This window comes from Streptacidiphilus sp. ASG 303, assembly GCF_020991365.1.
GTDB lineage: Bacteria > Actinomycetota > Actinomycetes > Streptomycetales > Streptomycetaceae > Peterkaempfera.
The window spans coordinates 312301-325083 of record NZ_JAJLRA010000001.1 but is presented as its reverse complement, the minus strand read 5'-3'; the positions used below and the strand labels follow the sequence as shown (position 1 = coordinate 325083).

The following is a 12783-nucleotide window of genomic DNA, read 5'->3' as shown; positions in this document are numbered from 1 at the left end:
GGTGCCCGCCCCCCTTTGTGGAAGCGCTCCCACGCCCACCCGACCGAGGAGTCGCCCGCCGTGCGCAGCACCCGTGTCACCCGAGGCCTGGCCGCAGCCGCTGCCGCGGCCGCCCTCTGCCTCGCCCCGTCCGTCCCCGCGGCGGCCGCCCCGGCGGCTCCCGCGGCCCCGGTCCCCGCCCCCGACCGCGCCCTGCCCTCCGGCAGCCACTTCTACGTCGACCTCGGCAGCAAGGCCGCGGCGCAGGCCGTCGCCGACGCCAGGGCCGGCGACCCGAGGAACGCCGCCGCCATGGCCCGGCTCGCCTCCTGGCCCGTCGCCCAGTGGTTCAACGGCACCGACGACCCCGCCGACACCACCGCCGCGATGGCCCGCCTGCAGCGGAGGGCGGCCCTGCAGCACCAGACCCCCGTCGCCGTCGCCTACAACGTGCCGGGCCGCGACTGCTCCCAGTACTCGGCGGGCGGCGCCGCCGACTCCGGCCAGTACGCCGCCTGGGTCGACGCCCTCGCGCGCGGCATCGGCACCCGCCGCACCGTCGTCGTCCTGGAGCCCGACGGCCTCGCCCTCAGCCCCGTCTACTGCGGCGGCACCGCCGCCCAGCAGGCCGACCGGCTCGCCGAGATCCGCGGCGCCGCGCAGCGCCTGGAGCAGCGGCCCGGCGCCGTCGTCTACCTGGACGCGGGCCACAGCGGCTGGCAGGCCGTCGGCACCATGGCGCAGCTGCTCGTCGACGGCGGCATCGCCCATGCCCGCGGCTTCTTCCTCGACGTCTCCAACTACCGCACCGACGCGGAGCTCGTCCGCTACGGCACCCAGGTCGCCGGGTGCGTCTGGTACCTGCGCACCACCCCCGGCGCCACCGCGGACGACTGCGCGAACCAGTACTGGCCCGCGGCCGACGCCGACGCCTGGTACGCCGCCCACGTCCCCGCCGGCGCCGACCTGCCGCACTTCGTGGTCGACACCAGCCGCAACGGGCAGGGCCCCTGGGAGGCGCCGGCCGGGACCTACCCCGACCCGCAGACCTGGTGCAACCCTCCCGGGCGCGGCCTGGGGACCCGGCCCACCGCCGACACCGGCGTCCCGCTGCTCGACGCCTACCTGTGGATCAAGGTGCCGGGGGAGTCCGACGGCAGCTGCACCCGCGGCACCGCCGGACCGGCCGACCCCGAGTACGGCGCCGTCGACCCCGCCGCCGGCGTGTGGTGGCCGGACCAGGCCCACGGCCTCGCCGCACGGGCCGTCCCCGCGCTGACCGCCAACCCCCACGTGGTCGGCTGAGCCGCTCCCGCACCCCGCGGCTCCCGCACCCCCGCGGCCCGCACGGGCCGACGCCTCCCGCAGACCCCGGCGGGCCGCATGCCTCCGCGGCCCGCCGGACCGGCCCCGTGCCGCTCGACCCGGCCCGCCCTCGCCCCCGCCCGGGGGCGGGGCCGGGCGCCCCGCCCCCGCGGACCGCACACGACCGTGCGCAACCGCACCGGAGCGGGTACGCGTCCTCCCGAGTGCCCGCCGTACATCCCCGACCACGGAGGCGCGTGCCATGCGCAACACCCTCTCCGCCCCCCGCCGCCTCGCCGCCGCGGCGTCGGCGGCCGCCCTCGGTCTCACCGGCCTCCTCACGGCGGCCGGACCGGCCCAGGCCGCACCCGCCGCCGTGCCGACGTGCACGACGGGGAGCCTCCACCTGTCGATGGGCCGCCAGGACCCGGGAGCGGGCCAGCTGTACCAGCCGGTCCGCTTCACCAACACCGGTACCCGCAGCTGCGCGCTGCGCGGCTACCCCGGGGTGAGCGTGCTGGACGCCGCCCGCCGGCCGATCGGCGCCCCCGCCACCCGCAGCGGCGCCGGCTACGGCACCGTGACGGTCCGGCCCGGCCGCACCGTGACCGCCGTCCTCCACACCACCAACGGGCCGATCGGCGGTCCCTGCCGGCCCACCGGCTCCTACCTGCGGGTCTACCCGCCGGGCTCCTACCGGTCCGTCCTCGTCCCCACGCGGTACAGGGTCTGCTCCGGGGTCTTCCAGGTCTCCCCGGTGACGTCCCGCAGCTCCTGACCCCCGCAGCTCCTGACCCCCGCAACTCCTGACCCCCGACGCGCCCCGGCCCCGGCCCCAGCCCCGGGCCCGGGGCCGTCCACCGGGCGCGGGCCGGGGCGACCGCCCCGGCCCGCGCGCCCTCAGGCCGGAACCGGCCCCACGGTCGCCCCGCCCCCGGCCTGCACGGCCCGCACCGCCCGCTGGTGGACGGCCCGCCCGGTGGCCTCGTCGGCGGCGGGCACCGGGCTGCCCTGCAGGGTGTACCACTCGCTGGCGCCCGTGTACTGCACGGTGACCCGGGCCTCGTCGTCCGCCCACATGGTGTGCACGGTCAGGTCGCCGGTGATGACGCCGACCTCGGCCGTCATCGCGCCGCCGGCTCCGGCGATGATGCCCTGAGTGGTCCAGGTCGCCCAGGTGTCCACGGTGCCTCCGGGGGATGGGGATCGGAATGCCCCCAGTCTCCCCGCCGCCGGACCGCCCCCGCATCCGGGCGCGCCGCCGTACGGCCCTGCGGAGTACCCGGCCCGCCGCAGCGGCGGCCCCGCAGCGGCCGCCCCCCTCCCACCGGGTGCGCGGGGCCCGCCGCCCGCCCGTCAGGCCCCCGGCACCTCCGCGGCCAGCCGCTCCGCCCGGTCCACCGCGGCGGACAGGGATCCCGGGTCCGCGCCGAGCCCGCCGAAGAGGCCCTGCGCCCGCCCCTCGAAGTCCTCCGGGGCGCCCGGGAGCGCCGCGGCCTCGCGCACCGCGCCCTTCTCGTTGAGCAGCCACCGTCCCGCCTCGGCGTGCATCGCCTGCACCAGCATCCCGACGGCCCGGAACAGGCACCCGGCGACGTGGGCGGCGTCCCCGCGGGCCGCGCCCTTGCGGGCGACCGAGAGCGTGAAGGGCACCTCCCAGCGGGCCCCGCCGACCAGCGCGCGGCGCAGCGCCGGCGGGTAGCCGTCGATGCCGTCCCGGACGGCGCCCAGCTCGCCGCCCGGATCGGCCAGCACCCTGCCCAGCGCCAGCTCGCCCACGTAGCTGTGCGAGTACACCCCCAGCGGATGGCCCGCCTGGACGCCCACCTCGTAGCGGCCCTCCCGGCACTCGCCGAGGATCCGCCGCACCCGGTCCAGGTCCCGGTAGATCCAGTCGACGGCCGTCCCGTCCACGGTCAGCCAGCCGCCGCCGTCGACCCGGGGACCCCAGCCGCCCGGCTCGGTCACCTCCGCCGGCCCGTCCGCCACCTCCGCGGCCAGCCGCCGCAGCGCGGCGGTGTCCAGCGGCGGCCGGTAGTAGACGCCCAGGTCCCAGTCGGACGCCGGTCCGTGCGCGCCCCGGGCCCGGCTGCCGCCCAGGCAGACCCCGACCACCCCGTCGACGCGGGCGATCCGCTCCGCGATCCCCGCCAGCCGTTCCGCCGTCCCCGCCTCACGCTCCATCCGGCCGAGTCTGCCCGGGCACCCGGCCCCGCGCCAAGGACGGGCGCGCCCCCCGTACGGGTCCCGCGCGGTACGGCCCCGGCCCCGGCCCCGGCGGGCCCGTACCGCCGGTCCCCGCCGCAGGGGCCCCGCCCTCACCGGGCCCCGCCCCCGCCCGGACTCCCGCCGGGCCGTCCGCTCCCTGCCCGGCGGGGCGCCCCGCCGCCCGACCGGCCCGCCGTCCCCGGACGCTGTCGGTGCCCCGTGGGACGCTCGGCACGTGACCCTCGACGACCTCGCCCACCTGCGCCGGGCCCGAGACCTCATCGACCGCGAGTACGCGCGGCCGCTCGACGTCCCCGCCCTCGCCCGCGCCGCGCTCATGTCGCCCTCCCACTTCTCCCGGCAGTTCCGCGCCGCCTACGGCGAGACCCCCTACACCTACCTGATGACCCGTCGGATCGAGCGGGCCATGGCCCTGCTGCGCCGCGGCGACATGACGGTGACCGAGGTCTGCATGGCCGTCGGCTGCACCTCGCTGGGCTCCTTCAGCTCGCGGTTCACCGAGATCGTCGGCGAGTCGCCGAGTGCGTACCGCGCCCGCGACCACGGTGCCGCCGCGGCCGTGCCCGCCTGCTGGGCCCGGGCCGCCACGCGGCCGAGCAGGACGGGCGGGGCGGGCGGGACGAGCAGGACGGGCGGACCTAGCAGGACGGGCGGGCCGAGCAGGATTCGAGAAGCATCCGCCCTGTCCCCCGCGTAGCGTTCCCCCCATGGATCTCAAGCTCTCCCACACGTTCCTCCAGGTGCACGACCAGGACGAGGCGCTCGCCTTCTACCGCGACGTCCTCGGCCTCGAGGTCCGTGCCGACGTCGACTTCCAGGGGTTCCGCTGGCTCACCGTCGGCCCCGCCTCCCAGCCCGGTGTCGAGATCGTCCTCGAGGTGCCCGGCATGGGCCGTCCCGGCGACGAGCAGACCCTCCGGGAGCTGCTGGCCAAGGGCTCGCTCGGCGGGGTCATCTTCACCACCGACGACCTCGACGCCACCTTCGGGAAGATCCGGGCCGCGGGCGCCGAGGTGATCCAGGAGCCGGTGGACCAGCCCTACGGCGTCCGGGACTGCGCCTTCCGCGACCCCTCGGGCAACCACCTGCGCTTCTCCCAGGTGCTCTCCTCCCGCTGACCCGCCCGGCACCGCCCCGCGCGCCCGCCCACGCCCGCCGCCCCGTGCGGTCCGGCGGGAGCGGGCGCGCCGCCGTGCACGCCCGCCCGACCGTCCGCCACCTCCCGCGGACGGTCCGGCCGGGGCGGTCCGCGCCGCGGCGGAAACGCCCTCGACTCCCGCCGCCCGCCAGGGCATGATCTCCGCCATGATCACGCCGCCCCCCGCACGGGCCGACCTGTCCTGCCCGTCCTGCGGCGCCCCGCTCCCGACGGACACCCGCTTCGTCGCCTGGTGCCCCTCGTGCGACTGGAACGTCGACCCCGGGGGATCCGCCGCCGTGCAGGACGTCCCGGCCGGCCGCTCCGCCCGCCGGGAGGAGGCGCGGCGCCGGGCCGGGCACCTGGCGGTCGAGCGCCTGTACGCGGACGTGTCCGCCGAGCCGGACCGGCGTCCCGGCCGCGACCGGGCGCTGCTCTCCGCCTCGGCCCTCGCCGGAGCGGTGCACCTGGTGACCGCCGTCCTGGCCGGGGGCTCCCTGTGGCTGCTGGTCACCGGGAACACCGTCGCCCGCGCGTTCGGTGCGGCCGGGTTCTTCCTCGCCTTCATGCTCCGCCCCCGCCTGGGCCGGCTCCGCCGGGACGAGTGGTCCTTGAACCGTGCGGACGCGCCACGGCTCCACGCCCTCGCGGACCGGGTCGCCGCCGCACTGCAGGCGCCCCCGGTCCATCTGGTGCGCGTCACCCCGGAGTTCAACGCCTCCTACGGCAGGGTCGGGCTGCGCCGCCGCGGCGTCCTCACGATCGGCCTGGCCCTGTGGGAGGTGCTCACCCCGCAGGAGCGCATCGCGCTGCTCGGCCACGAGTTCGGCCACGCCGTCAACGGCGACGCACGCCGCGGCCTCTGGCTGCACTCGGCCGTGGTGACCCTCGACCACTGGTACGAGACCACCCGTCCCGTGCGCACGCCGGCGGGCCGGTCCGACGCGCTCTTCCAGGTCGCGGAGGGGATCGCGGGCCTCCTGATGCTGGTCCCGCACACCCTCGCCGGGCTGCTGCTCCGCCTGCTCGACCGGCTGACCCTGCGCACCGGCCAGCACGCCGAGTACCTGGCGGACGACCTGGCCGCACGGGTCGGCTCGTCGGCGGCGACCCGGTCGATGCTGGAGGCGCTGGTGCTCCACGACAGCGTCGAGGCCCTCTTCCGGCGTCAGGCGGCGGTGCGCCGCACGGGCGCCGCCTCCCGGACGCCGCCGGGCGCAGCGGACGACTCCGGGCTCTGGGACGAGCTGCGGCAGTACATCGCCTCCGTCCCCGGCACCGAGCGCGCCCGCCGAATCCGCGTCTCCGCCCTGCGGATGGGGTCCGTGGACAGCACCCACCCGCCCACCCACCTGAGGATCCGGCTCTGCGAGGCCCGCGGGCCCCGGGAGGCCGCCCTCACCGCCGACGCGGCGGAGACGGCCGCCGTCGAGGCCGAGCTGGCACCCCTGCGCGCCCGGGCGGCCCGAGCGGTGTTCTCCTCCGGCCGGTGGTGACCGCACCGCCCCCCGGCCCCCCGCCACCGGCCTGAGCCGGGACCGGCCGGGCCCGTACGCCCGGAGGGGTGCGCCCGGCGGGGGCCGGCGGGGACGCGTCCGCGTCCGCCGGCAGCCGCAGCCGTCCGACCCCCTGGGAGCCGCCCCGGGACTGCCGAGCCCGGTGCCGGGGGCCGGGTGCGGCCCGGACCCGTCCTGGTCCGCACCGGCCGGCCACCCGTCCCGGGCTGCCGGCCTGGAGGAGCGCGGCAGGCCGGCGGGGGTGCTCAGCCCCGTCATGCGGGCCCGGCCGTTCGCGGCGTGCACCGGCTGTCCGGATCCAAGGACAGGAAACATGCCGATAACAGGCCCGGGCGCAGCGGCCCTCCGGGGGACCGGCAGAATCGCTCCCGCCGGGACGGCCGCGCGGCCCCTGCCGTCCCGTGCGCCCCCTGCCGTCCCGCCGCGCCGCCGGAGGAGCCCGACCGTGCACGCCATCGACCGCCTGTCCGCCGACGGGTTCCGCAGCAGCGTTCCCGACCTCGCCGTCCTCCTGGCCGATGCCGTGGCGTCCGGCTCCTCCCTCGGGTTCCTCGCCCCCTTCGGCCCCGACGCCGCGGCGGCCTGGTGGCGCACCCGCCTGGACGCCGTCGCCGACGGCAGCCTCGCCGTCTGGGCCGCCCGGGGGACCGGGGGCGTCCTGGGCACCGTCGGCCTCGCGCTGGAGGAGAAGCCCAACGGCCGCCACCGGGCCGAGGTCGTCAAGCTCATGGTCCGCAGCGACGCCCGCGGCCTGGGCCTCGGCCGCGCCCTCCTCGCCACCGCCGAGCGGGCCGCCGCCCGGGCCGGGGCCGGCCTGCTGCTGCTCGACACCGAGACCGGCAGTCCCGCGGAGCACCTCTACCTCGCCGCGGGCTGGACGCGGTACGGGGTGGTCCCCGCCTACGCGGCGGACCCGGCCGGGGTCCTGCGAGACTGCAGTTTCTTCTACAAGCGGCTCGCCGACGGCCCGGCCGGACCCCCGGCGGGCCGCTGACCGGGCCGAGCGGCCCGGCGGCCTGACGGCCTAGCAGCCCGACGGCCCGGCAGCCCGGCGGCCCGGATGTCGGGCCGCCGGACCGCCGGGCCGCTCAATCGGACTCGGCGTCGATCCGGCGCAGCGCCTCGCGCAGCCGCAGCAGCATCGCGGTGTCGGCGTGCAGGGTGATCCACTGCAGCAGCCGGGGGAGGTCCGCCGCGCCGCCCGGCAGCAGGGCGGCGGCCGGTGCGCCGGGACGGTCCGCTGCGGCGTCCCCGCTCCCTCCGGCGTCCGCGGCGCCGGGAGCGCCCGCCGCGCGGGGGGCACGGTCCGGCGGCGCCGGCCGGCCGTCCCGCGGTGCGTCTCCAGGAGCCGGCATGGGGCTCTCCTTGTCGTCCTCCCCGGGCCGCGCGCCCGCCGGCCGGGCCTCCCCGCGGCGACGCGGTTCCGGAGGCCGCCGCGGCGGGCGGCGGAGCAGGGGAAGGCCCGGCCCGGCGCAGGGGGCGAGGGTGGGATGGGTGCTGCGCCGGGCCGGGGGTCGTGGGGCGGACGGTCTCCTGACGGGCCGTCCGCCGGGGTGGGGCCGCGGGTCAGCGGCCGGCGGGCTGCCAGCCGTCGGTGAGGCGGTGCAGGGTCACCGACGGCTTGTGCGGGGCCGGCGCGTAGCCGGGGCGGGTGCGGGCCCGGTGCTGCGGGACGTGCGCCACGGCGTCCTGGAGGATCGCCACCACGCGGGCGGCCAGCTGGTCGGCCCGGCGGTGGAGGGTGGCCGGGCTCGCGCCGCTGTCCTCCAGGAGGCGCAGCGCGTCCTGGATGCGGGCCAGTTCACGCCGGGTGCCGGCCCCCATGCGGAAGACGTCGGGGGTGTCGACGATGAACTGGTAGGCGCCCGCCGCGGACTGGCAGCCGTCGCAGTGGCTGTTGGTGGCGCGGCTGACGTTGCGGGCCAGGAGGTGCAGGTGGCTGCCGCCCATGGTGATGATCTGGAAGGAGACGGCGAGGGAGGCGCAGTGCTCGTCCTCGACGCAGGCCCGGGAGGAGGCCAGGGCCTTGTTGACGGCCCCGGCGCCCACGGTGTCGCCGTACTCGCGGATCGTCAGGTTGGTGGCGATGTCGCGGGTGCGCAGCGGGCTCGCGGTGCTGATGGCCAGGTCCGTGTCGACGTGGACCTCGGTCCCGATGTGGCCGGCCGGGGACGGCGCGTCCGTGGAGGCCATCGCGGGCACGCCGACGGCGATGGCGGCCAGTCCCGCGGTGGCGTAGACGCCCAGGTTGAGCAGTGTGCGGGGGCGCTTCTGTCCGTGTCGTGTGTGCTGCATGGGAATCCTTAGGGGTGGGGCGGTCAGCCGCCGGCCGCCGTCGGTGCCGTCGCCGTCGCCGTCGGGAGTCCGGTCGGCGAGGGTCCGGGGGTGGGCGGGGACGGGGTGCCGCTCGGGGGTGTGGGGCGTGGAGAGGTCGTCGGTACGGGCTCGCTCGGGGAGGCGCTGGGACTCGGGGTCGCCGACCCGCCGGGGAAGGAGGGGGTCGACGACGGCGAGGTGCGGGCGGAGGGGACCGCGGAGGAGGCGTCGGCGGAGGGCCGGGGGGAGCCGGTCGACGCGCGGGGGGAGGGGGAGGAGGGGACGGGCAGCGGCACGCGCGCGGAGGGGGAGCCCGAGGGGGGGCCGGGGACGGCCGTCGGGGAGGCGGCCGGGCCGTGGTGGCGGTGCCGGTGGCGGGCGGGGGCCGTGGCGTGGACCTGGGGGCGGGGCACGTTCGGCTGCAGTGCGGGTGCGAGGGGCGGCTTGGGCGGCAGCGTCTTCGGGGTCATGCCGTACGTCCACGCGCCGGCCAGGGCGGCGGCGACGGCGGCGACGCAGCCCACGACGGCGAGGCGCGCGGCGGGCCGCCCGGCCGTGGCCTGGACTCCGGCCCGGTACAGCCGGCCGCCGATGCGGAACGTGAGGTAGACGACGCCGCCCATCGGCAGGACGAGGAGCAGGCTGCCCACCGTGCCCAGTGCGGCCTGGGCGAGGGCGCCTTCCCGCAGGGCCTCGGCGGTGCCCCGGACCTGCTCGGTGAGCGAGCGGACGGCGGTGGAGACCAGGCGCGGCAGGTTCCACAGGGCGTAGGAGAGCTCGGCGACGATGAGGGGGACCATCGTCACGACCCAGGCCGTCACGATCACCCGCGCTGACTTCTTGAGCTCGCGGACCTCGCGCGGCAGCGGGCGGCCGGGGACCATGCTGGAGAGGATGGGCCGCACCTTGCCGAACAGGTCGGGGATGCCGGCGAGGTCGCCCAGGATGTAGTAGCCGTCGAGCCGGACGGCGGGCATGAGCTGCTCCAGCGCCTCGAAGTGGACGAGGTAGACCGCGGCCAGCAGGAACTCCTGGCCGGTGGCGAAGTAGCCGGCGAACAGGCCCAGCACGAAGACGGCGTTGAAGTAGATGCCGCCGGTGTCGGTGCGCAGCCGCGCGCCTCGGCCGCGCCGGTAGATGTCGGTGACGTCCGTGTACAGGGCCGGCCAGATCAGGTAGACGCCGCAGCCGATGCAGCCCGGTCTCGCGCCCCCGTAGCGGCAGGCGGAGGCGTGGCCGAACTCGTGGAAGAGCAGCGAGCCGACGGTCAGCGCGAAGACCGCGAGCAGGAGGACCGGCTGCTCCATGGTGTGGAGCACCGGGGTCATCGCGCCGTGGACGAGGAAGAGCCAGGCGTCGAGCACGGCGACGCTCAGCAGGGCGGCGGTGACGGCGGCCGGCCGGTGGAGCCAGGACAGGGCGTCGGCGACCGCGAGCACCGCCCGCGGGGGGAGGAGCACCTTGTGGCCCTTGAGGGCCAGGAGCAGGTCGGTCTTGGGGACCGGCGGCGGCGCCTCCCCGTGCTCGGGCAGGTAGGCGACACCGAGCGGGACGAGCTTGCGCTCGACGAGGAAGGCGATGTTCGAGGTGCTCACCTCACGGCCGTAGCGGCCGCTGACGTGGTGGGAGACGCGCTCGTAGTCGCGGACGCCGTCCAGGGCGGAGGCGACCAGGTACAGCAGCCTGCTGAGCATGACCGGCTGCCCGTCGCCCCGGTTCGCCAGGTAGCGGGCCTCGGTGAAGCCGGAGCCCTCGTACTGGCCGTGGAGCTCGGTGCCGGGCGCGAGGAGCGGGACCCGGGTGCGGACGGCGGTGTCGTCCGCCGGCGGTCCGGGGTGTGCCGCCGGCGCGGGGTCCGGGGGTGGCGGTGGGGCCGCATCCGGGAGCACCGCGATCGGAGCCGGGGGGCCGGGCTGATGCCAGGCCGGTGCCGGCGGGGGCCCGTCGGCGGTGCCGCGTCCCGCGTCCGCCGCGTGTCTGGAGTGGTGGCCGGCCACGCTACCTCGTCATCCCTCGTTCGTTGGACCGGGCGGCGTTCTCGGCGGCGAGTGCCGCGCCGCCGAGAACGCCGCGAGGTTGTGCTGTCCGACAGGCGCTCCGTGGTCACCGTCCGACTGGTTGCCGGACAGCCCTGCGGATCCGTCCCGCTGGACCGGGGGGCACGCTCACCTCCGGGATCCGCCCGGTGTACCGGGCCCGGCGCGTCCGCCGCTGTCGGGCGGCGGACCCCGAGAGATCCGGGCCTGGTGGGGCGGTTCGGGGAGGTGCCTCTCCTGGTGCGCCCGGACCTGGGACGGCCCTGCGCGCCGGATCAGTGCGTCACTGGTGGACGCTGATCCACTGGCCGGAGTTGGCCTGGGCGACGGCGTCGTCCGAGTAGTTGTTCACCGCGTACGAGCTGTTGTCGGCGTGGACGTTGGCCACGTGCTTGGTGATACTCGTCAGCTTGGTGAGGTTGAGGCTGAACCGGCCCAGGGCCTCGCGCCCGGGGAGCAGCTCGCCGGCCTCGTTCTCCAGCTCGTTGGCGTCGATCATGATGGTCTCCTTGCGTGTTGCGGAAGGAGAGGGGACCGCCGGCCGGGGCCGGTTGTCCTTCCTCGTCGGACGCTCCGTCCGATGACATTGGACGTTATTGCCTCGCAAACATCCGGTGCAAGCGAAAACCGGGGAATCTGTGTCACCGCTTTGTAACAGGGGCGTCGGGATGTCCGGTACCCAACAAAGTAGGATTTTCATTCCCAGCCCTGTTGCGTGGCATGTCGAATGGATCCCCCGGAAATCCGCAAGGTTCTCCGCTGCGCTATTCGGGTGCTTCCCGCCCTGTCATTGCGGGTTCTGTCGCCCGTGGCGGACGGGGTGGACCGGAAAACGGGCGCGGCGTCGCGGGGGCCGCGCGGCCGGCCGGTCCTGCCCGTTCCGCCCGTCCGGTCCGGGATGGTCCGGTTCTCTTCGCCAGGTAATGAAATGCACCGGACAAGAAATGTCGGTGCTGTGCCGCGGAGCCCCGGGCGCGCACGTGCGGAGGGGCCCCCGGCCGACCGCCGGGGGCCCCTCCGCACGTGCGCATCACGCCTCGGCCCCGCTCAGACCGCCACCAGGTCCGTGCCGCCCGGCCGCGCCTGCCTGCGCCGGTGGGGCGGCGCCGAGATGTCGGGCAGGCGTCCCGCCCGGACCTCGCCGGCCGCGGCCCGCAGGGCGCTCTCCATCTCCTCCTGCGAGGCGTACTTGGCGACGAACGGGTGCAGCCGGTAGCTGTTGCCGCGGCCGTCCCCGCCCCGGATCACCAGATGGCGGTCCACCAGCACTTTCATGCCCCGGCTGACCGCCGACTCCGGGACGCCGAGCTCCCGGGCCATCTCGTACTGCGTGCGGTGGACGCGGCCCCCCGGCGCCTGGAGGTCCGACATGATCCCCAGCACGGCGACGGCCGAGGGGGTGAGTCCCAGCCGGGGGATCAGACCGAGCACGCCGGCCGGTGTGACCTCCACGGCGCGCCCGGGCCCCGGGTCGGGCCGCCCCCCGCCGGTACCGGCCGGGCGGGGGGTGATCCGGTCGAGCATGCCGGGAGGGGCCGGACCGTCGTCCGGTCCGGCCCGGCGGTGGCGCCCCGCCTGGCGGCGGTGCGGAGGAGGGGCTGTGTGTGTCTGCATGAGACCTCCCGTCGGAGTCCGGGCAAGCAGAGACCTTAACCGCACCCAAGGCGTCCGGAAGTCCTCTTCGGGCCAACGGGCAATGGGAACTGCGGTGTCCATGGCATCCGGAACGGGATCATTCCGCCGGCCGGGTGAGGGAGAACTTGCTGCTTCCCGGAAGATCGGGTGGAAGAGGATCACCGAACCGGAACCCCCCGGAAAGCGTAGGACTTGCAGACGCGCGCAGGAAAACTTGCGGACGGAAGCAAGAAAATTCCGCCGAGTGGTGGATGCGAGGGCCGCAGGGTCCGAATATCAGGGACCTTCGGCCCCTTGCCTGCGGCGCCGGCGGGGAATTCCCGGGGGAAATGGTTTCCCCGGCTGCCGCCGCCCTCCTGCGGAACGCCCGGAGGCGGTGGCGGGACACGGCTCCGGACCGTGCCGCCGGGACGTCCGGCCCCGCCGCTCCCCGTCGCCGTCCGGTACGGGAGCCCCGCGGGCCTGCTGCGGACGTTCCGCCCCGGCAGGCCCGTCGGGGAGGGGCGGCTCGGACATGCGGAAGGGCCGGACATGCGGAAGGGCCGGGCCACCGTCGAGGTGGCCCTGCCCTCCACGGGACCGGCCCTGCGGCGCGTTTCCGGCCGGTGCGGACGAGGCTGCCCCGCCC

General features: G+C 77.1%; 13 protein-coding genes. 6 read left to right on the top strand and 7 right to left on the bottom strand.

The annotated features are described in order from the left end of the window. The first annotated feature begins 60 nt into the window (after positions 1-60). Positions 61-1284: a glycoside hydrolase family 6 protein gene (locus LO771_RS01450; protein WP_230647487.1), complete on the top strand. Its 1224-nt coding sequence runs from the start codon at positions 61-63 to the stop codon at positions 1282-1284. A 262-nt stretch (positions 1285-1546) separates the two neighbouring features. After that, complete coding sequence (locus LO771_RS01445) at positions 1547-2062, top strand: DUF4232 domain-containing protein (protein WP_230647485.1); 516 nt, start codon at positions 1547-1549, stop codon at positions 2060-2062. Positions 2063-2184: 122 nt separating this feature from the next. On the opposite strand, the gene LO771_RS01440 is transcribed toward LO771_RS01445, so the two are convergent. Continuing rightward, positions 2185-2469 carry a hypothetical protein gene (locus LO771_RS01440; RefSeq protein ID WP_230647483.1) on the bottom strand — a complete coding sequence of 95 codons (285 nt, stop codon included), beginning with the start codon at positions 2467-2469 and terminating at the stop codon, positions 2185-2187. Positions 2470-2640: 171 nt separating this feature from the next. Continuing rightward, positions 2641-3468, bottom strand: coding sequence for a nucleotidyltransferase domain-containing protein (locus tag LO771_RS01435; protein ID WP_230647481.1), 828 nt, complete (start codon positions 3466-3468; stop codon positions 2641-2643). Positions 3469-3727: 259 nt separating this feature from the next. Here LO771_RS01435 and LO771_RS01430 point away from each other — a divergent pair, with 259 nt between their 5' ends. The 4 genes from LO771_RS01430 (at position 3728) to LO771_RS01415 (ending at position 7162) form a co-directional block, all read left to right on the top strand. After that, positions 3728-4210, top strand: a complete 483-nt coding sequence (locus LO771_RS01430) for a helix-turn-helix transcriptional regulator (RefSeq protein WP_230647479.1) — start codon at positions 3728-3730, stop codon at positions 4208-4210. Between the two features lie 10 nt (positions 4211-4220). Further along, the gene (locus tag LO771_RS01425) at positions 4221-4631 is read left to right on the top strand and encodes a VOC family protein (protein WP_230647477.1); all 411 of its coding nucleotides are present in this window, start codon (positions 4221-4223) and stop codon (positions 4629-4631) included. Positions 4632-4818: 187 nt separating this feature from the next. Then, positions 4819-6147 (top strand): M48 family metalloprotease, encoded by a 1329-nt coding sequence (locus LO771_RS01420; RefSeq protein ID WP_230647475.1) that lies wholly within the window; start codon positions 4819-4821, stop codon positions 6145-6147. 466 nt (positions 6148-6613) lie between these two features. Beyond that, positions 6614-7162, top strand: a complete 549-nt coding sequence (locus LO771_RS01415) for a GNAT family N-acetyltransferase (RefSeq protein WP_230647473.1) — start codon at positions 6614-6616, stop codon at positions 7160-7162. A gap of 94 nt (positions 7163-7256) precedes the next feature. Here LO771_RS01415 and LO771_RS01410 read toward each other — a convergent pair whose 3' ends face one another. The 5 genes from LO771_RS01410 to LO771_RS01390 all read right to left on the bottom strand — a co-directional run bounded on the left by LO771_RS01410 (position 7257) and on the right by LO771_RS01390 (position 11951). Continuing rightward, on the bottom strand, positions 7257-7523 hold the full coding sequence (locus LO771_RS01410; protein ID WP_230647471.1) for a hypothetical protein: 267 nt from the start codon (positions 7521-7523) through the stop codon (positions 7257-7259). 211 nt (positions 7524-7734) lie between these two features. After that, positions 7735-8463: a hypothetical protein gene (locus tag LO771_RS01405; RefSeq protein ID WP_230647961.1), complete on the bottom strand. Its 729-nt coding sequence runs from the start codon at positions 8461-8463 to the stop codon at positions 7735-7737. Between the two features lie 23 nt (positions 8464-8486). After that, a complete protein-coding gene (locus LO771_RS01400) occupies positions 8487-10373 on the bottom strand; it encodes a hypothetical protein (RefSeq protein ID WP_230647960.1) in 1887 nt (628 codons plus the stop codon). A 430-nt stretch (positions 10374-10803) separates the two neighbouring features. Next, a complete protein-coding gene (locus LO771_RS01395) occupies positions 10804-11019 on the bottom strand; it encodes a hypothetical protein (protein WP_230647469.1) in 216 nt (71 codons plus the stop codon). Between the two features lie 548 nt (positions 11020-11567). Continuing rightward, on the bottom strand, positions 11568-11951 hold the full coding sequence (locus LO771_RS01390) for a winged helix-turn-helix domain-containing protein (protein ID WP_230647467.1): 384 nt from the start codon (positions 11949-11951) through the stop codon (positions 11568-11570). Positions 11952-12783: the final 832 nt, after the last annotated feature.